At 66.9% G+C, this 18,423-nt stretch carries 21 protein-coding genes; 8 read left to right on the top strand and 13 right to left on the bottom strand.

Annotation, left to right across the window (positions count from 1 at the left end; translation table 11 throughout):
* Positions 1-42 precede the first annotated feature (42 nt).
* Positions 43-507, top strand: coding sequence for a transcriptional regulator NrdR (gene nrdR / locus A7G45_RS19025; RefSeq protein ID WP_043393836.1), 465 nt, complete (start codon positions 43-45; stop codon positions 505-507).
* 6 nt (positions 508-513) lie between these two features.
* Here nrdR and A7G45_RS19020 read toward each other — a convergent pair whose 3' ends face one another.
* Both A7G45_RS19020 and A7G45_RS19015 read right to left on the bottom strand, forming a co-directional pair.
* Positions 514-1,536 (bottom strand): alpha/beta fold hydrolase, encoded by a 1,023-nt coding sequence (locus A7G45_RS19020; RefSeq protein ID WP_260939401.1) that lies wholly within the window; start codon positions 1,534-1,536, stop codon positions 514-516.
* Between the two features lie 41 nt (positions 1,537-1,577).
* A complete protein-coding gene (locus A7G45_RS19015; RefSeq protein ID WP_260939795.1) occupies positions 1,578-2,519 on the bottom strand; it encodes a proteasome assembly chaperone family protein in 942 nt (313 codons plus the stop codon).
* Between the two features lie 244 nt (positions 2,520-2,763).
* On the opposite strand from A7G45_RS19015, the gene A7G45_RS19010 reads away from it, so the two are divergent.
* Positions 2,764-3,564, top strand: coding sequence for a trypsin-like serine peptidase (locus A7G45_RS19010; RefSeq protein ID WP_260939399.1), 801 nt, complete (start codon positions 2,764-2,766; stop codon positions 3,562-3,564).
* Here the strand turns inward: A7G45_RS19010 and sthA are convergent.
* Positions 3,561-4,976 carry a Si-specific NAD(P)(+) transhydrogenase gene (gene sthA / locus A7G45_RS19005; RefSeq protein WP_260939398.1) on the bottom strand — a complete coding sequence of 472 codons (1,416 nt, stop codon included), beginning with the start codon at positions 4,974-4,976 and terminating at the stop codon, positions 3,561-3,563. The two genes, A7G45_RS19010 and sthA, sit on opposite strands and share 4 nt — an antisense overlap.
* A gap of 171 nt (positions 4,977-5,147) precedes the next feature.
* Here sthA and A7G45_RS19000 point away from each other — a divergent pair, with 171 nt between their 5' ends.
* A complete protein-coding gene (locus A7G45_RS19000) occupies positions 5,148-6,212 on the top strand; it encodes a DUF4192 domain-containing protein (RefSeq protein WP_260939395.1) in 1,065 nt (354 codons plus the stop codon).
* A 38-nt stretch (positions 6,213-6,250) separates the two neighbouring features.
* Here A7G45_RS19000 and A7G45_RS18995 read toward each other — a convergent pair whose 3' ends face one another.
* The 3 genes from A7G45_RS18995 to A7G45_RS18985 all read right to left on the bottom strand — a co-directional run bounded on the left by A7G45_RS18995 (position 6,251) and on the right by A7G45_RS18985 (position 8,634).
* Positions 6,251-6,940 (bottom strand): iron-dependent transcriptional repressor DtxR, encoded by a 690-nt coding sequence (locus tag A7G45_RS18995; RefSeq protein WP_260939393.1) that lies wholly within the window; start codon positions 6,938-6,940, stop codon positions 6,251-6,253.
* Between the two features lie 188 nt (positions 6,941-7,128).
* Entirely contained in the window at positions 7,129-8,088 is a 960-nt protein-coding gene (locus tag A7G45_RS18990; protein ID WP_043393846.1) for a sigma-70 family RNA polymerase sigma factor, read from the bottom strand.
* A gap of 168 nt (positions 8,089-8,256) precedes the next feature.
* Positions 8,257-8,634, bottom strand: a complete 378-nt coding sequence (locus tag A7G45_RS18985; protein ID WP_236737188.1) for a DUF3099 domain-containing protein — start codon at positions 8,632-8,634, stop codon at positions 8,257-8,259.
* Positions 8,635-8,723: 89 nt separating this feature from the next.
* Between A7G45_RS18985 and A7G45_RS18980 the strand changes: the two genes are divergently transcribed.
* Entirely contained in the window at positions 8,724-8,960 is a 237-nt protein-coding gene (locus tag A7G45_RS18980) for a DUF3039 domain-containing protein (RefSeq protein WP_029105322.1), read from the top strand.
* Positions 8,961-8,970: 10 nt separating this feature from the next.
* Here the strand turns inward: A7G45_RS18980 and A7G45_RS18975 are convergent, their stop codons facing one another.
* Together A7G45_RS18975 and A7G45_RS18970 are read right to left on the bottom strand one after the other, a co-directional pair.
* Positions 8,971-9,933, bottom strand: coding sequence for a YihY/virulence factor BrkB family protein (locus tag A7G45_RS18975; protein ID WP_071285293.1), 963 nt, complete (start codon positions 9,931-9,933; stop codon positions 8,971-8,973).
* Positions 9,934-9,998: 65 nt separating this feature from the next.
* On the bottom strand, positions 9,999-10,187 hold the full coding sequence (locus A7G45_RS18970; protein ID WP_043393852.1) for a DUF7455 domain-containing protein: 189 nt from the start codon (positions 10,185-10,187) through the stop codon (positions 9,999-10,001).
* 154 nt (positions 10,188-10,341) lie between these two features.
* Here A7G45_RS18970 and A7G45_RS18965 point away from each other — a divergent pair, with 154 nt between their 5' ends.
* Positions 10,342-10,725 carry a DUF952 domain-containing protein gene (locus A7G45_RS18965; protein WP_260939388.1) on the top strand — a complete coding sequence of 128 codons (384 nt, stop codon included), beginning with the start codon at positions 10,342-10,344 and terminating at the stop codon, positions 10,723-10,725.
* Between the two features lie 113 nt (positions 10,726-10,838).
* Positions 10,839-12,389: a histidine phosphatase family protein gene (locus tag A7G45_RS18960; RefSeq protein WP_260939387.1), complete on the top strand. Its 1,551-nt coding sequence runs from the start codon at positions 10,839-10,841 to the stop codon at positions 12,387-12,389.
* A 56-nt stretch (positions 12,390-12,445) separates the two neighbouring features.
* Here the strand turns inward: A7G45_RS18960 and A7G45_RS18955 are convergent, their stop codons facing one another.
* The 3 genes from A7G45_RS18955 to ppgK all read right to left on the bottom strand — a co-directional run bounded on the left by A7G45_RS18955 (position 12,446) and on the right by ppgK (position 15,773).
* Entirely contained in the window at positions 12,446-12,949 is a 504-nt protein-coding gene (locus A7G45_RS18955) for a mycothiol transferase (protein ID WP_234711455.1), read from the bottom strand.
* A 431-nt stretch (positions 12,950-13,380) separates the two neighbouring features.
* On the bottom strand, positions 13,381-14,793 hold the full coding sequence (locus tag A7G45_RS18950; protein WP_260939794.1) for an RNA polymerase sigma factor: 1,413 nt from the start codon (positions 14,791-14,793) through the stop codon (positions 13,381-13,383).
* 191 nt (positions 14,794-14,984) lie between these two features.
* Positions 14,985-15,773, bottom strand: coding sequence for a polyphosphate--glucose phosphotransferase (ppgK, locus tag A7G45_RS18945; protein WP_043394057.1), 789 nt, complete (start codon positions 15,771-15,773; stop codon positions 14,985-14,987).
* A gap of 71 nt (positions 15,774-15,844) precedes the next feature.
* Between ppgK and A7G45_RS18940 the strand changes: the two genes are divergently transcribed.
* Positions 15,845-16,696 carry an inositol monophosphatase family protein gene (locus A7G45_RS18940; protein WP_260939386.1) on the top strand — a complete coding sequence of 284 codons (852 nt, stop codon included), beginning with the start codon at positions 15,845-15,847 and terminating at the stop codon, positions 16,694-16,696.
* A 10-nt stretch (positions 16,697-16,706) separates the two neighbouring features.
* On the opposite strand, the gene cei is transcribed toward A7G45_RS18940, so the two are convergent.
* A complete protein-coding gene (gene cei / locus A7G45_RS18935; protein ID WP_260939385.1) occupies positions 16,707-17,357 on the bottom strand; it encodes an envelope integrity protein Cei in 651 nt (216 codons plus the stop codon).
* A gap of 162 nt (positions 17,358-17,519) precedes the next feature.
* On the opposite strand from cei, the gene A7G45_RS18930 reads away from it, so the two are divergent.
* The gene (locus A7G45_RS18930; RefSeq protein WP_029105318.1) at positions 17,520-17,822 is read left to right on the top strand and encodes a DUF4193 domain-containing protein; all 303 of its coding nucleotides are present in this window, start codon (positions 17,520-17,522) and stop codon (positions 17,820-17,822) included.
* A gap of 92 nt (positions 17,823-17,914) precedes the next feature.
* On the opposite strand, the gene A7G45_RS18925 is transcribed toward A7G45_RS18930, so the two are convergent.
* Positions 17,915-18,406: a DUF3093 domain-containing protein gene (locus A7G45_RS18925; RefSeq protein ID WP_043394059.1), complete on the bottom strand. Its 492-nt coding sequence runs from the start codon at positions 18,404-18,406 to the stop codon at positions 17,915-17,917.
* Positions 18,407-18,423 lie beyond the last annotated feature (17 nt).

The following is an 18,423-nucleotide window of genomic DNA, read 5'->3' as shown; positions in this document are numbered from 1 at the left end:
CCGTTCGAAACGGTCGATTGTCGGTGCGGCGAAGGAGCGGTGATGCACTGTCCGTTCTGCCGGCATCCGAACTCGCGTGTGGTCGATTCACGAGAAGCTGATGAAGGGCAGGCGATTCGGCGTCGCCGGTCATGCCCGGAATGCGGTCGCCGGTTCACCACGGTCGAGACAGCCGTGGTCGCGGTGGTCAAACGAAGCGGCGTCACCGAGCCGTTCAGCCGGGACAAGGTGATCAAGGGTGTGCGGCGCGCCTGCCAGGGTCGGCAGGTCGACGACGATGCCCTGAACCAACTGGCGCAGAAAGTCGAAGATGCGGTGCGGGCCACCGGATCCCCCGAAGTGCCGAGCCACGAGGTCGGATTGGCGATCCTCGGTCCTCTGCGTGACCTCGATGAGGTCGCCTATCTGCGGTTCGCGTCGGTGTACCGCTCGTTCTCGTCCGCCGAGGACTTCGAGCGCGAAATCGAGGCGCTGCGTGCACACCGCGGCGTGACGTCGCCGGGCTGACGGCAGCTAGGTCGCGCTGCGTTCGTCGGTCTCCAGCGCGTCGAACACCGCGGCTTTCATGTCGAACGAGGCATCCATCGTCTTTGTTGTGACGCCGGCCTGCAGCAGGCCGCGCAGGGCATCGCGGTCGTAAACCGACGGCGCGGTCGTGTCGATGAAATTCTCGACGAGCTCCACGAATCGATCGGGGTCGTCATGAAATGGGAAATGTCCCGAGTTGTCGAAGAACTCCAGCCGGGAACCCGGCATCGCGGCGTGCGCCAGTTCTCCGTGGGCGGCCGGGATGACAGCGTCGTGCGTGCCCCAAACCAATTGCACCGGAATGGCTTCGGTCAAATAACATCGGTCCAACATCGTGACCACCTGGCCGCGCCAGTCGACGACCGCGCGCAGGGTCCGGCCGAAGGCCGATGACGCCCGGGGTTCGGGCAGATCGTTGAGTATCCGCAGCATGTTCGGTAGATCGTGACCCAGTCCGGTCGACCCGAGTACGGCGCCGCCGAGACGCCCGGCGAGCTGAAGCGCGGGCAGTACCAACGGAATTCGCAACAACGCCAGGGCCTCGGTACCCAACGGCATCGACGCGACCCGCAGTGCGATGTTCACGTCGCGGGTGACACCGCCGGCACCCACCAGCACCAGACGATCGATCAGTTGCGGGAATTGGTAGGCGAATTGCATGGCCACGCCGCCGCCCAGCGAATGCCCGATGACCGTCACCCGTTCGATGTCCAGCACGCTGAGCAGGTCCCGCATGCCGTTGGCGTACGCCGCCACCGAGTAGTCGGCGCGCGGTTTGTCCGACTGGCCGTGTCCCAGCAGATCCGGGGCGATGACGGTGAACCGCTGGGCCAAGCGCTTCTGCACGGTTTCCCACGTGGTGGAGTTGTCGCCGATCCCGTGGATCAGCAGGATCGCCGGGCCGGAGCCTGCCACCCGAAATGCCCGTCGGTAGCCGTGGATGGTGCGGAATTCCAGGCGGGGTGTCACGTCACGCACAGAATGCAGGGTGGGCTTTCCGTCGGGCATCGTCGCTCCTTCCCATCGTGTCGGCGGGCCGACCGCGTGGGTCAGTCGCCGGCGGTGCCGTCGTCGCCGGGGCGGGGATCGGTGAAACCGTCACCCGACTGTTCGGCGAGGAACTGTTCGAACTGGGCGCCGAGCTCGTCGCCGCTGGGTAGTTCCTCGTCACGTGCCAGCAACGACCGATTCTCCTGAGCAGCGACGAACGAATCGTACTGTTGTTCCAGTGCACTGACCACTTGAGCGACTTCTGAGCTGGCCTCCACCTGCTCGCTGATCTTGGTGTACACCTCGGCGCCCGCCTCCGACAGCGCATGCAGCGGAATCTGCAGCGACGCGATCCGGGACACCTCACCCAGCAGAGCTTCGGCGGCCGGCGGATACGCGGTCTGCGCCAGGTAGTGCGGCACATGCACGGTGAAACCCAAAGCCTCATGGCCGTGCTGAATCATCCTGTACTCCAACAGGTTCGACACACTGGCCGGAACCTGCACCTCGCCCACCCACGGCGTGTGTTCGGCGATGAGCTCCTTGTTGCCGGCGTGAGCGGTCATGGTGACGGGCCGGGTGTGCGGGACCGCCATCGGGATGGCGCCCAGCCCGATGACCTGGCGAACACCGAGCCGTTCGGACAGCAGCCGCACCGCCGTGATGAAACGCTCCCAGCGCAGATCCGGCTCCATGCCGGCGAGCAGCAGGAACGGCGTCCCGGCGGTGTCGTGCAGCGCGTACAGGTTCAGCTCGGGGTCGTCGTACTTGGTGAAGTGGTCGGTGGTGAACGTCATGAGCGGGCGGCGCGAGCGGTAGTCCAGCAGTTCGTCGATGGCGAACGAGGCGACCAGCTCGGTGTCGAGCGTGTTCTTCAGGTGCTCGGCGGCCAGCCGGATGGCGTGGCCCGCGTCGGAGAAGCCTTCGAGGGCGTGCACCATCACCGGTCCGCGGCCGTCGGCGGCGGACAGTTGGGGTGCGGGAAACTCCAGCTCGTACATGCCGCTCTGCTCGGGCTGGTACTGCTGGCCCTGGCGGTCGTCGGGCCGCTGGCCGCCCGCGTCGGGCGCGTTCCCGTCGTGCTCGCTCACCTTCACACTCCTTGCCGTACTGCGTGCCACACCGCGCTGGATGTGTCTCCTTACAAGTGTCGCGCATTCTCGCGTTGTTCCCGGTGCCGCCCCGCAGTTCGCCATGGTGCACCAGGTGCTGCTCTGACAGTTGGTATCGGGCAAGATCGGTCAGATGTTGGGCACCCGGCTGGTCGTGAGCGCATTCGTCGCGCTGCTGGCCACTGCGTGCAGCCCACCCACGATCAAGGCCGACCCCCGTACCGGTGACGTCGGTGCGGTCACTGCGGGTTCGGCCGCTGTCCCAGGGCCCCGCCCGGACCCGCGCGTCGGTGCGGTGTTCCTGGGGAGCGATTCGGTGCACACCTGTAGCGGCGCGGTGCTCGATTCGCTGGCCGGGAATCTGATCATCACCGCAGCACACTGCCTGGATGCATCGTTCGACGCGACGTTCGCGCCCGGTTACCGCAGCGGCGTCCCCGGGGACTTCTGGCACATCGACGCGGTGTACCTCGACCCGCGATGGGTCCGACGCCAGGACCCGGCCGCGGACTTCGCGATCGCCCGGGTCAGCCACGGCGGCGCGGCCACGACCGACACGTTGGAACATGCCGCCGGGGGCGGCTTCGTGCTCGGTGCGGCACCAGGCCCGGACGTTCCGATCACGGTGACGGGATACCCGCTCGGTGACGGCGGCGCGCAGGTCAGTTGCAGTGGGCCGACGTCGCGTCCGGACCGCGGGTTCCCGGCGGTGCGCTGCCCCGGGTTGGTCGACGGCACGAGCGGCTCGCCGTGGGTGTCGGCGGCAGAGATCAGGGGAGTGGTCGGCGGCCTGCAGGGCGGTGGCTGCAGCGGCAACGAGCTGTCGTACTCGTCGCCGTTCGACGTGCAGATCCAGGTGCTGTATCAGCGCGCCCAGGAGGGTGGCCCCGCAGACCGGGCCACCGGTGCCCCCGACGACGGCTGCAGCACCTAAGTCTTGAACTGATTCAGTGCCCGCAGCTTGTTCATCACGTCGAGGGCGGCGACCTTGTAGGCCTCGGAGAAGGTCGGGTAGTTGAAGACGGCGTCGACCAGGTACTCCACGGTGCCGCCGCAGCCCATCACGGCCTGGCCGATGTGGACCAGTTCGGTGGCGTTGGAACCGAAGATGTGCACGCCGAGCAGGGTGAGGTCCTCGGTCGACACCAGCAGTTTGAGCATCCCGTACGAGTCGCCGGCGATCTGCCCGCGGGCCAGTTCCCGGTAGCGCGACACCCCGACCTCGTAGGGGACCGAGCCGTCGGTGAGATCGACCTCGGTGGCGCCGACGTATGACACCTCGGGAATGGAGTAGATGCCGATCGGCTGCAGCTCGGTCATGCCCTTACCCGGTTCACCGAAGGCGTGATAGGCCGCCAGTCGGCCCTGGTCCATCGAGGTTGCGGCCAGCGCGGGGAAGCCGATGACGTCACCGACGGCGTAGATGTGGTCGACCTTGGTCTGGTAGTTGTCGTCGACGAAAATCCTTCCGCGGCTGTCGATCTCGAGGCCGGCCTGTTCGACGTCGAGGTGCTCGGTCTGCCCCTGCCGGCCGGCTGAGTACATGACTGTCTCGGCGGGGATCTGCTTCCCGCTGGCGAGCGTGGTCAAGGTACCTGCGGGACCCACGTCCACTGCGGTCACCTCTTCGCCGAACCGGAACGTCACGGCAAGGTCGCGCAGGTGGAACTTGAGGGACTCGATGATCTCGGAATCGCAGAAGTCCAGCATCGTCGGACGCTTCTCGATCACGGTGACCTTGGTGCCGAGCGCGGCGAACATGGACGCGTACTCGATGCCGATGACTCCGGCGCCGACCACCACCATCGACTGCGGCAGGCTCTTGAGGTCCAGGATTCCGTCGGAGTCCAGGACACGCTCTTCGTCGAACTTCACCCCGGCCGGGCGTACGGGCTTGGTGCCGGTCGCGATGACGACGTATCGCGCGGTGATGGTGACGTTCTCGTCGCGGGTGGGGTCCTCGATGACCAGGGTGTGCGCATCGAGGAATCGCCCGTGCCCTTCGAACAGCTCGACCCCGTTGCGCAGCAGCTGGTTGCGGACCACGTCTTGTTCCCGGCCGATGACGTGGGTGGTCCGGCGCAGCAGATCGGCGGGGGTGATCCGCTCCTTCACGCGGTAGCTGGACCCGTACAGTTCGCGCTGGCTCATCCCGGTCAGATAGACGACTGCCTCGCGCAGCGTCTTGGACGGGATGGTCCCGGTATTCACGCAAACCCCGCCGAGCATGCGCCCGCGCTCGATCACTGCGACGGATTTTCCCAGCTTGGCGGCGGCGATGGCGGCCTTCTGCCCACCCGGGCCGGATCCGATGACGACGAGGTCGAACTCCTGCGTGGAACCCATGACAGCCAGGTTGGCACGGTGTGGGCGATCACGCAGCCCGATCGTCGGCGAACTTTGCGGAAACACCTCGGTCGGCGCCGGTTATCCACAGATCCGAGTTCATCCACAGACCCGTCCGCCCGGCCGCATCGACCGGCGATTCCTGACGGCCCGCCCTGCGACCTTCTGGGCATGACAACTTTCAGCTCATTCGATTTCCAACTGAACCGGCCCGGCGCCCTGATCGCGGCGGTGCCCGCCGTCCTGGGGTTTGCGCCGGAGAAGTCGCTGGTGCTCGTCACCATCATCGGTGGTGAGATGGGTGCGGTCCTGCGCGTGGACCTGTCCGAAGGATTCTTCAGTGCGCTGCCCGATGCCCTCGGACATCTGTCCGACATGGCCGCCGCGGCGGACGCCGACGCGGCCATCGCGGTGATCGTCGATGAACAGAGCGTCGACTGCCCGATGTGCGCGGACCTGTACCGCGAGGTGAGCCACGAACTCGGCGAAGCGTTGTCCGATCACGGCATCGAGCTGTTCGCCGTGCACGTGGTCGACCGCGTGGCGGCCGGCGGCCGCTGGCACTGCGCTGACGGTTGCGGGAACGCCGGCGTCGTCGAGGATCCCGAGTCGTCTCCGGTGACCATGGCCGCGGTGCTCGACGGCCGGCGCCTCTACGCCCGGCGCGCGGACCTCGTCGAGGTCGTCGCCGTCACCGATGCACGGCGTGCCGAGGTGCTGCGGCCGGTGATCGAAAAGCGGGCTGCCGCAGTCGATTACCGCGGCCGCCCCGATGCCGAGGTGCGCGCCGATGTCGAGCATGCGGTGGCCTGCGCCACCGGTTCGTCGGAGGGGGCGCCATTGCCCGACGACGACGCGGTGCGCCTGGCCTGTGCGGTGGCGGACTCGCGGGTGCGGGACACGCTGTACGCGTTGGCGGTCGGTGAGCACGCCGCCGCGGCCGAGTCGGTGTGGGCGTCGCTGACCCGCACCCTGCCCGCACCGTGGCGCGTGGAGGCGCTGGTACTGCTGGCGTTCAGTGCCTATGCCCGCGGTGACGGACCGCTTGCCGGGGTGGCACTGCAGGCGGCACTGGAGGTCGACAGCGCGCACCGGATGGCCGGCATGCTCGACTCGGCGCTACAGGCCGGCATGCGCCCGGACCGCATCCGTGAACTCGCGCTCACGGGGTACAAACTGGCGGAGCGCCTCGGCGTGCAGATGCCGCCGCGCAGCATCTTCGGCAGATCGGCGTGAGCGGTTCGCGGCGGGCGAAGCGACGGGGGAGTCTGTCCTCAGACCTTCTCGACCCGGACCGCGTGGGCCATGTGGTGCGGCAACTCGACCTGCTCGTGTCCGGGGATGACGATCATGACGCTGCCATGCTCGGTGGCCTGCACCGTGACACGCGCGTTCGGCACGACGCCGGCGTCTTTGAGCCGGGCGATCAGCTCGATGTCGCCCTGGACGTGTTCGGTCAGCTGGCGCACCCGCACCGCGACCGGGAATCCGGTGGGCAGTTCGGTGAGCCGGACCAGGCTGACGTCGGTGTCGCCGGACGGGATGACGCCGAGCTCGGCAAGACCCGGGATCGGGTTGCCGAACGGGGAGGTGGTCGGGTTGTCGAGCACCTGGACCAGCCGGCGTTCGACGTCCTCGCTCATGACGTGCTCCCAGCGGCATGCCTCGGCGTGGACTTCCTCCCACGGCAGGCCGATGACGTCGACCAGCAGCCGTTCGGCGAGCCGGTGCTTGCGCATCACCGACACCGCCAGCGAGCGGCCCTTGTCGGTAAGTTCCAGGTGGCGATCACCGGCGACGTGCAGCAGTCCGTCGCGCTCCATCCGCGACACCGTCTGGCTGACGGTGGGGCCGCTCTGCTCGAGTCGTTCGGCAATGCGCGCACGCAGCGGCACCACGCCCTCTTCTTCGAGGTCGTAGATCGTCCGCAGGTACATCTCGGTGGTATCGATCAGATCGTTCATGCCAAATCCTCCAGGGCCTCCGCCGGTGCTCAGCTTACCGGTTTGGCCGGGTCAACAGGCATCCACCACGGCCGACCGACCGTGTGATTCCTGCGGCGACCGCCAGCGGGCGGACCGGCCACCAAAAACGGTGCCCGCCGGGTTATCCGGCGGGCACCAGGGGGTGTGCAGTTGTGGGTGTGGTCCGATCAGCTGGCGTAGGCCCGCAGCCGCTCGGCGCGCTCACCGTTGCGGAGCTTCGACATGACTTCGCGCTCGATCTGCCGGACCCGCTCACGGGACAGGCCGAACAGCTTGCCGATCTGATCCAGGGTGCGGGGCTGGCCGTCGTCCAGGCCGAACCGCAGCCGGATCACCTGCTGCTCACGCTCGTCCAAGGTGGCGAGCACGTGCCGGATGTCGGTGTGCAGCAGCTCGGAGATGACGGCGTTCTCGGCCGACATCGCCTCCGAGTCCTCGATGAAGTCGCCGAGCGGCGCTTCCTCGTCGGTGCCGACCGGCATGTCCAGGCTCACCGGATCGCGGCTGTGCTCCAGCAGGTCGTTGATCTTCTCGACGGGGATACCGGACTCTTCGGCCAGTTCCTCGTCGGTGGCCTCACGACCCAGGTTCTGATGCATCTCACGCTTGATCCGTGCGAGCTTGTTGACCTGCTCGACCAGGTGGACGGGGAGCCGGATGGTCCGGCTCTGGTCGGCCATGCCGCGGGTGATCGCCTGGCGAATCCACCAGGTGGCGTACGTCGAGAACTTGAAGCCCTTGGCGTAGTCGAACTTCTCCATCGCCCGGATCAGGCCGAGGTTGCCTTCCTGGATCAGGTCCAGCAGCGGCATGCCGCGGCCGGTGTAGCGCTTGGCCAGCGAGACCACGAGGCGCAGGTTGGCTTCGAGCAGGTGCCGGCGCGCGGCCTCGCCGTCGCGGACGATGACCGCCAGGTCACGCTTGCGGTTGTCGCCGAGTCGCTTCTTGGTCTCGAGCAGGTGGGCTGCGTAGAGGCCTGCCTCGATGCGCTTGGCCAGTTCCACCTCGTCCTCGGCGTTGAGCAGAGCGGTCTTACCGATGCCGTTCAGGTACACGCGCACCAGGTCCGCGGCGGGACTCTGGGCGTCAAGGTCGGAATCGATACGGCGTGTGGTGGCTTTTGCCATTTGCGGCCTCCTGCTCGTGCTCAGCTCTCGAACTGTCACTTGCTTCAACGCCGAAGCGGTAGGAGAAGTTCCCGAGGCCGTCTCCGCTCATGGCCTCTGACCTGCGGTTTTTCCGCTTCGACCTGAGAATGTCCTTAGAAAGGAGAAAGAAGGAAACTCAGGTACGCGTCAGGGCTCGATATCGCCGTCGATGACCGGGTGCCGGTCCTCGATGGCGGGGCGCTCAGCGGTCGGGAACATGGGCGCCCGCCGGGCGGCGTCGTAGCGGCGCGGCTCCTGGGCACTGCGCGGCGGCCGGTCATTGGCGATGAGCACCGCGATCCAGGGCAGGGGGACGGACGCGATGAGGATGGCCAGCGAGATCAGGCCGTTGTGCCAGATGCTGTAGGCCCAGGCGGCCAGCAACAGCGCCGGCACGCGGAACGACATGATCGTGAGATAGCGGCGGACGCGTGCGCGGTGCTGCTCCTCGTAGGCGGGTGCTGCGCGAGTGATGAGGACCGGCCGACCGTCGTCGTCGAAACTCAGCTCAGGGCCGTGTTTCATCCTTCTACTGTCCCACATCTGGCTCAGTGCCGCCCCGGCCGGTAGGCCGCAATAACATCGGCCGGTTTCCGCAGGTGCACAATGAATCCATGCAGACCGACACCCTCGAACGTACCGATTCCGATGAACAGGTCGACGACGGTACGGACGACGACCGACCTAAGCACTTCCACTACGTCAAGAAGGACAAGATCGCCGAGAGCGCCGTCATGGGCACCCACGTCGTCGCGCTGTGCGGCGAGGTGTTCCCGGTGACCAAGTCACCCAAGCCGGGTTCGCCGGTGTGCCCGGATTGCAAGCGCATCTACGAACAGATGAAGAAATAGCCGCAGCCGGTCAGGCCGGCGGCTCGACCTGCTCTACGGGCTGATCGTTGGTGAGGGTCTCGGCCTTCTCCTCGAGCCATTCGCGCAGGCGCCGGGCATGGGTGTCCGGCGCCGGCCACTCTTCTTCGATCGCGGCGTTGAGTTCGGCGCCCAGCATGATCGCGAAGCCCAGCGCGAAGGCGAACAGCAGGAACGCGATGGGCGTCGCCAGCGCGCCGTAGGTGTAGCCGGTCTCGGTGATCCAGGTCAGATAGAACCGCAGTCCCACCGTCGCCACCACGAAGACCACGGTGGCCAGCACCGCGCCGAACAGCAGCCGATGGGTCGGCAGAGGTTTGGGCAGCGACACCCGGTAGAGCACCGTCACGGCCAGCACGATGCCAAGCAGCAGCACCGGCCAGTATCCGTACTTCATTGCGTTGGACCAGGTCTCGGGGATGTGCTGGGCAATTTTCATCGGTCCGATGGCGACCACCGGGGCGGTCGCGATGACGAACAGCAGCATCACGAGATACAGCCCGAGGGCGTAGAACCGCTGCCGCACCGGATGGCGCAGCGCCGTCTGGTCGTGGGCCTCGACGACCGCGTCGACGAACGCGGAGATCGCCGACGAGCCCGCCCACAGCGAGATGACGAACCCTAGGGACACCACCTCGCCGCGGGCACCGACCGCGATGTCGCGGACGGTGGGCTGGATGATCTCGTTGATCACGTTCGGCGAGAAGAAGTTCTTCGCCGTCCCGATCAGCTGTTCCTGGATCATCGGCAGCGTTTCGGGACCGAACAACGGGGCCACGTACGCCAAGCTGCCCAACATGCCCAACAGCAAGGGCGGTAGGGACAGCGCCGACCAGAACGCCGCCTGCGCCGACTCCGAGAAGATCGAGTCGTCCCAGCTTTTCGCCAGCGCACGTCGGATAACCCGTAACACGTGATGACGTGTCGGCTTGATCGGCGGCGTCTGGTCGTTCATGACCAGACCAGCATTACCGAAGAGACCCCATCAGGACCGTATTTGAGGTGACCGGCGGGTCACACTCAGTCCTCGCTGCTGATCTCCAGCACAGCGGCCAACTCGACCAGCTTGGATTCGTGCTCGTTCGCGTGGTGTTGGCAGAACAGAAGCTCCATGCCGGACGGCAGGGTAGCGCGAACGCGGGCGGCAGCGCCGCACCGGTCACAGCGGTCGGCCCGTGTCAGTGTCGGGCCGGTCAGAGTTGCGTTCATGGCTCCTCCTTCTGCTCGTCGCCGCCTGGGCGCTTTGCCGGTTACACATCTCTACTCTCTCAGACGATTTGGATTCCAGCGTTGTTCCCCGAGTGTTCACGGGTGTGTCGTGTCTCACCTATCGTCTGAGTTGCAGGCGCGGCAGGCTGGCCGGATGATCCCGTCGCCCACCGTCCTGGTCCATCTATGTAGTGAAACGGATTGGGCGGGTGCTCAGTTCGATGGCGAGCTGCGGCCGCCGTCGCTCGACCTGGTCGGGTTCGTCCATCTGTCGGCGCCCGAGCAGGTGCACCTGCCGGCCAACCGGCTCTACCGTGGCCAGTCCGACCTGATCCTGCTGGTGTGCGATCCCGGACTGCTGGGGTCGCCGGTTCGCTGGGAGCCCGGGGTGCCGACGGATCCGGAGTCGATGCTCTTCCCGCACCTGTACGGACCGCTCCCCGCTGCGGCGGTGACCCGCACTGTGCCCTACCGGCCCGCCGGCGACGGCGTCTTCGCAGCCCTGCCGGCCAATTTTCCAACCAATGGTTTTAGTTAACGGCAAATGAATGACAGTTTGAGAAATCTGTCCACTGATCGGGAATGTGGCCTGAATCACGGTCACGGGATTGGCACGATCTCGCGCGTAAATATCCCCGAGACGGTGAGGGCATGATCAACCACACAAATTCTGAAGTCGCGACCGGCAAGCGCCGTCGCGCACGGAGACTGAAGGGACTCGGCGTCGCTCTGACGGCCAGTGCCCTTCTGGTCATGTCGGCGCTGCCGGCATGGGCGGCCGAGAACATGACCATCACGTTCATTCGGCATGGTCAGTCGTTCGGCAACACGTCGGGCAACATCGACACCAAGACTCCGGGTCCGGTCCTGACCGATGCAGGGCAGCAGCAAGCCAAGGACATCGCGGCCAAGCTCGGCGACAACAACTACGACGGCATCTACGCGTCGCAGATGGTTCGGACGCAGCAGACCGCTACGCCGATGTCGCAGTACCTGGGTCTGCCGATCACGGTGCTGCCGGGCCTGCAGGAGATCGAAGCCGGGATGTACGAAGGCACCCCGGAGCGCGCGGGAATCTTCGGTTACCTGACGGCTCCGCTGGCGTGGGCGGGTCTGTCGGTGACGCCGCCGCCGAACGTCAGCTTCAACCCGATCACCCCGAACCTGGACGCGTTCATCCCGAGCGCACCCGGTAGTACCACCGGTCTCAATGGTCATCAGTTCGAGGACCGCGTCAACGGCGCGTTGCAGACGATCTATGACAACGGTGATCGCAACGCGGCGGTGTTCTCGCACGGCGGCACCATCATGGTCTGGACGATGATGAACGCCAAGAACCTCAGCCCTGAGCAGAAGATCATGCTCTTCACTCAGCATCCGTTGAGCAACACCAATTACGTCGTCGTCGAGGGCAACCCGACTGATGGCTGGAACTTGGTCGAGTGGAATGGCGTCAAGATTGCCGGGATGCAGAAGGGCCCGATCGAGAACGTGTTGACCCAGGTCCGCACGCTGTCTCGGCAGTTGGGTTCGGTGGTTCAGGACGTCGCTGCGGCGTTCCAGACCGGAAACGTGGGCAAGATCCTGACCGCCATCAACCATGGTGCAGCGGATGCGCTCTTCTCGACCGCCAAGTTTGTTCGGGCGATCAACTCGCAGGTCATCGGTGGCGTCACCACGGCGATCGACAACCTGCAGAAGAAGCTGACCCCGCCGGCTCCGGCCGCGGGCACGCAGACTGTCGCCCCGACTTCGGGTGCGGCGGTCTCGCCGGCCGCGTTCAAGGCTCCGGCTCCGGTTGCCGCCAAGACCGCGGCGGCCGCCGCGGCCGGGGACTCGCCGGCCAAGGTTGCCGACGTTCCGGCGTCGACCAACAAGGCCGACGAGCCCAAGGCTGACGCTGACGCCGCCAAGGCTGATGACGCCAAGGCCGACGCCGACGCCGCCAAGTCCGATGGTCAGGCCAAGGCTGACGCTGCCAAGGCCAAGGCTGACGCCAAGAAGGCTGCGGCTGACGAGAAGAAGTCCGCTGCCAAGGCCAAGGCCGACGCCAAGAAGGCTGCGGCTGAGGAGAAGAAAGCTGCCGCCAAGGCCAAGGCCGAGGAGAAGAAGGCTGCTGCTGAGGCCAAGAAGGCCGAAGCCAAGGCCAAGGCGGAATCTGCCAAGGCCGGCGCCGGCACTGGCGCCGGCAGCACCGACTGACGGTTCGCGGTCGCGCGATCGGCCCCCTGCTCCTCGGCGCAGGGGGCCGATTTGCGTCAGCTCTCGGTTCGTGTGGAGAGCAGCAGGTCTCGGGTGATCTCCAGGTGCCCGACGTGCTGCGCGATGTCGTGCAGGATGTGCAGCAGCGTCCACTCCGGGCTGGCCGTGGCCAGCACCGCGGCGCGCGTGGTGCCGCCGCGTATCCCGTCGGCCAGCGAGCGGTCCCGGATTCCTTCGGTGACCGCCACCTCGACCCAGCCGGGCAGGCGCTGCTGCAGCGCCGTCAGCCGTTCCAGCAGCTCGTCGACCCGTCCGGTGGCGGTGAACTCGCTGTCGCGGTCCCGCGGGATTCGTTGTCCGGCAATGAAAGAGCCCGCCCAGTAGTCGACCACCCCGATGCAGTGGTTGACGATGGCATAGCAGCTGTTCGCGCCGGGTAGGTCGGGCCGGCGGTTGGCGAGGTCGTCGCCGAGCACCGTGAGGATGTCAGCCATCGCTGCGAAGCACTCGGACGAGACGTCCAGCATCGCTTGGCCTAGTGGATGCTCCGAGGTTGGCATGCGCGAAAGCCTTTCACACGCAGCGCTTTCCCCGCCTCCGGTTTTTTGGGCAGTGGGGGAGTCTGGCCTCTGGCCAGCAATCTGACGCAAGCGTAAAATTTGACGGTTCGTATCCAATTCGACCCCGACGCCGGAGGCTTTCATGCACACCAAAACTGTCCTGGCTGTTGCCGCTGCGGCGCTGTTGGTCGCGCCCCTCGGTCCGGTACCCCTCGCGCAAGCGGCACAAAGCTCAACCGATACAACGACGTTCAGTCCACAGCCGACGGTCGTCGCGCAACCGATGAACTGTCGCGGTGAAACGGGCGACCACGGCTGCGGCGCAGGCTGGATCTGGAACGGGTACCGCTGCGTCCCCTGCTGACCTCCGCTCAACAAACGAAAACTGCCCCGAAACCAGAAGTTTCGGGGCAGCTGTTCGATCTGGGGGATTAGTCCAGGTAGTCGCGCAGGACCTGCGAGCGCGACGGGTGGCGCAGCTTGCTCATGGTCTTGGACTCGATCTGGCGGATGCGCTCGCGGGTCACGCCGTAGACCTGGCCGATCTCGTCCAGCGTGCGCGGCTGGCCATCGGTGAGGCCGAAGCGCAGCCGGACGACGCCGGCCTCGCGCTCGGACAGGGTCTCGAGCACCGACTGCAGCTGATCCTGCAGCAGCGTGAACGACACGGCGTCCACGGCCACCACGGCTTCGCTGTCTTCGATGAAGTCACCGAGCTGGCTGTCGCCCTCGTCGCCGATGGTCTGGTCCAGCGAGATGGGCTCACGCGCGTACTGCTGGATCTCCAGCACCTTCTCCGGCGTGATGTCCATTTCCTTGGCCAGCTCTTCGGGCGTGGGTTCGCGACCCAGGTCCTGCAGCAGCTCACGCTGGATGCGGCCGAGCTTGTTGATGACCTCGACCATGTGCACCGGGATACGGATGGTGCGGGCCTGGTCGGCCATGGCGCGGGTGATGGCCTGACGGATCCACCAGGTGGCGTACGTCGAGAACTTGTAGCCCTTGGTGTAGTCGAACTTCTCGACCGCGCGGATCAGGCCCAGGTTGCCTTCCTGGATCAGGTCCAGGAACGCCATGCCGCGGCCGGTGTAGCGCTTGGCCAGCGACACCACCAGACGCAGGTTGGCTTCCAGCAGGTGGTTCTTGGCGCGGTCGCCGTCGCGGCAGATCCACTGCATGTCGCGACGCTGCGCGGCGGGCAGCTTCTCGCCCTTCTCCAGCAGCTCGGACATCAGCTGGGTGGCGTACAGGCCGGCCTCGATGCGCTTGGCGAGCTCGACCTCCTCCTCGGCGTTGAGCAGCGCGACCTTGCCGATCTGCTTGAGGTACGCACGCACAGAGTCGGCGGAGGCGGTGAGCTCGGCGTCCTTGCGTGCCTGCCGCAGCGCCTCGGACTCTTCCTCGTCCCAGACGAAGTCGCCGGAAGCCTTGTCCTTCTCGGACGGCTCTGAGGTGTCGTCGGTCTCTTCGCCTTCGGCGGCCTTGGGAGCGGCCTTGGCGCCCTCCGCGGTGGCCTCACCCTCGGTGTCACCGTCTTCGGCTTCGTCCTCGTCGGCCTCGAGGTCTTCGTCGAGTTCCAGGTCGGCTTCGTCGACGTCGATCTCATCGGGTTCGACGGCGAGGTCGTCGACGTCGGTCACGTCGTCGGTGCCGCCGTCTTCGGCCTTGGAATCGGTGGCCTTGCGCGGGCCGCGCTTGGCGGGAGCCTTCGCAGCGGCCTTCTTCGCGGGAGCCTTCGCGGCACGCTTGGCCGGCGCAGCCTTGGCGGCGGCCTTCTTAGCGGGGGCTTTGGTGGTGCGCTTCACCGGCTCGTCGGTTGTCTCGCTGGCTTTGGTCGCTACCACGGCCACCCTTTCGGTCATACGTACATCGATGGCGTGGGCATGCGCCACCGAAAAGCGTCGGCTGTCGAATATTGGCGTCGATCTTCGATCGGATGTTCGCCGCTATCCGTTCAGGCGGCCGCCGTTGACCATTGTAACGACATAGTGCCCATAAGCCGTATCAGCGGCAGGCTCGGAGCGTTGGCGGGCGGCTAATGGTGATGCAGGGCGCCGTCGGCGGCCATCGCGGCACCGACGATGCCGGCCGAATTCTGCAGCGTCGCGGCGACCACGGGTGTGCGGTTCTTCAGCAGCGGCACCCACTTGTCGGCCTTCTTGCTGATCCCGCCGCCGACGATGAACAGGTCCGGCCAGATCGCGTTCTCGACCGCTACCAGCACCTTCGTGACCTCTTCGGTCCAGCGCTCGTACGACCAGTCCTTGCGTTCCTTGACCGACGACGCGGCCCGGTGCTCGGCTTCCTTGCCGCCGACCTCGATGTGCCCGAACTCGGTGTTGGGCAACAGCACACCGTCGTAGATCACTGCCGAGCCGATGCCGGTGCCGAATGTCAGCAACACGACCAGCCCGCTCACCTCGCGTCCCGCGCCGAACTTCTCCTCGGCCAGCCCGGCGGCGTCCGCGTCGTTGAGCACGGTCACGTCCTGGCCGTTCAACCGCGAGGCGAACATGTCCCGCACGTTGGTGCCGATCCAGCTGCTGTCGACGTTGGCCGCGGTGCGCACGATGCCCTCGGTCACCACGCCGGGGTAGGTCACGCCCAGCGGTCCGGTCCAGCCGAACTCGGCCACGACCGCGGCGACAGTTTCGGAGACGGCTTCGGGAGTGGCCGGCTGCGGGGTGGGGAGCCGGAAGCGCTCGCCGATCAGCTGCCCGGTGTCGAGGTCGACGATGCCGCCCTTGACGCCGCTGCCGCCGACGTCGATCCCGAGCGCTCGATGCTGCGAGCCGTCAGTCGGTCCGGTGGGCGTCTCGGTCATCTGCACTCCTTGGAGGGGGTGGGCAAGAGGGCGCGACCCACACCCTAACCGCGTGTGCTGCGATAGGTGTCATGACCGCACGCGAACCCGAAAGTGGCACCGCGCCTGCTGCGCTGCGAGCGCTCGCCGAGCAGTTGGCGACCGAGGCCGCCGGCTTCGTCCGCAGGCGGCGCACCGAGGTTTTCGCCGGTGCCCCGCAGGGCGACGGCGCGGTGCGCACCAAGAGCAGTCCGACCGATCCGGTGACCGTGGTGGACACCGAGACCGAGCGGCTGCTGCGGGAGCGCCTGGCGGCGTTGCGGCCGGACGACGCGATCCTGGGCGAGGAGGAAGGCGGTGCGGCGCGGGCTCCTGCGGGCGTGCCGGTGTGGGTGCTCGATCCCATCGACGGCACCGTGAACTTCATGTACGGGCTGGGCGCCTACGCGGTGTCCGTCGGCGTGCAGATCGACGGGGTGTCGGTGGCCGGTGCGGTGGCCAACGCGGCCACCGGCGAGGTGTTCTCCGCCGCGCGCGGTCACGGGGCCGTGGTGATCCGGGACGGCGTGTCAACCGCTCTGCGCTGCAACGTCATCGACGAACTGCCCATGGCGCTGGTGGCGACCGGGTTCGCCTACGAGCGCGAGCGTCGGCGCCGTCAGGCCGGTGCGGTGGCCGAGCTCCTGGCCGAGGTGCGGGACATCCGCCGCGTCGGGTCGTGCGCCCTGGATCTGTGCATGGTCGCCGCCGGACAGCTCGACGCGTACTTCGAATCCGGTGTGCACGTGTGGGATTGGGCTGCCGCCGCCCTGATCGCCGAGGAGGCGGGCGCGGTGGTGCGGCTGCCCGCGCCCGGTGCGGAAGACGACGACCTCGTCGTCGCCGCGGCGCCCGGGGTGTCCGCGGCGCTGGCCGGTCAGCTGGCGCGCGTCGGCTACTGCTAGCTGGTCGCGGCTAGCAGGTCCCGCTGTGGATCTTCGGCAGCAGCGAGGTGTCGGCGGGCTGGGTCGCGTCCGGTTTCAGGCTGGCCAGCATGGCTTCGATGTCGTCGCTGTGGGCGAGCTCGTTGAACTCGGTGCCGATCGCCAGGTCGACGGAGTCGTCGGGTCGCTGGTCCTGGAACAGCTGGGTGCAGGGCGCGACCAGCCACAGCGCGGCGGCGGCGGACTTGCCGGCCGGGCCGAACCGGATCTGGCCCTGGCATTCCATGCGGGTGGTGGCGTAGACGGGGTCGTTGCTCGCCGCCGGCTGAGCGAACCCGAGGTCGCGAAGCTCGCCGGCGACCTCGCTGGCCTGGCCGCCCTGGCCGCTGGCGTTGAGCACCTTGATCTTGGTGTCGGCGAGCTTGGCCGGCACCACGTTGACCATCGAGGACTGCGAGACCTCGTCGCCGAGCTTCGGCTGGTTCGGCTCGCTCGGGGCCGGTGGGGGATTGCAGGTGATCGCCTGGTGGATTTCGGCGGGCTGGTTGGCGACCACGAGCCAGGCGATCAGCGTCGCGACGGCCAGCACTGCGAACAGCACCGCGCCGGGCACGTAGTTGCGGCGGCGGAACGGCCGACCGTGCTTGTCGAAGGCTGTGCCCTCGGTGATTTGAGCGACCACATGTGCACTGTAGATGCCCCGCAGCCAGCGTGATTACGAACCATCCCTGGCGCATGTGATGCAAATCACATATAATCGGCGCGCTTTCTGGGCACGAATCATTTGGTAGAAGCGTTCGACGCTGGTACAAAGCTCTGCTGCAAGGTAACGGAGGGGATGACCATGGCTACCGATTACGACGCCCCGCGGCGTTCAGAGACTGATGAGGTTTCCGAGGACTCTCTGGAGGAGCTCAAAGCACGACGCAATGAGGCACAGTCCGCCGTCGTTGACGTCGACGAAACCGACTCGGCCGAGAACTTCGAGTTGCCCGGCGCTGACCTGTCGGGCGAGGAACTCTCGGTCCGAGTGGTGCCCAAGCAGGCCGATGAGTTCACCTGCTCGAGCTGCTTCCTGGTGCAACACCGCAGCCGTCTCGCCAGCGAGAAGAACGGCGTGATGATCTGCACTGACTGCGCCGCCTAGGGATTCACACTCAGGACGGCGAATGGCCGGTCCACACCCGCAGCTGAATCAGTTGCGAGCGTGGACCGGCCATTCGCCGTCTTGCGGGCCGGTCAGCGGCCCTGCAGTGCCGCCAGCACCCGATCCGGATGCCGCGTGCTCACCAGCCAGTACGGCGTGGGGTCATCCGGATCGTCGAGGACGACGAGGATCAGCGGCCCGACCCAGGCGCGGTGTACGACGTACGCGGCGGGGTCCAGCTGCCGGCCCAGGGCCGCCGACTTCGCCGAACGCGGCACCTCGGCCGACCGGGAGATGACGTTCGTGGGGATATGCGCCGGCCCAACCCACAGCTCGGTCTCGGCGTCCGGTCCGGTTCCGGTGCCCACCACGCGCAGCTCGATGCGCCCCATCCACACCAGCGTCGCCGCGGCGACCGGGAGCAGCACGGCGAAGGGCGCCCACGTCGGTACCCCCGACACGCCTTGCACCACTTCCAGCGCGATCAGGGCCGCCAGCCCGAAACCCGGTAACCACCACCACAAAGGCACCGTCAACCGCTCTCGGTAGCGGACCGTTTGGGTGGCTGCTCGCGTGTCTGACACGCGGCCAAGGGTAGTCT

Origin of the sequence: Mycolicibacterium llatzerense (assembly GCF_025331195.1) — a bacterium.
Taxonomy (GTDB): domain Bacteria; phylum Actinomycetota; class Actinomycetes; order Mycobacteriales; family Mycobacteriaceae; genus Mycobacterium; species Mycobacterium llatzerense.
This window is presented reverse-complemented; position numbering and strand designations above follow the sequence as displayed.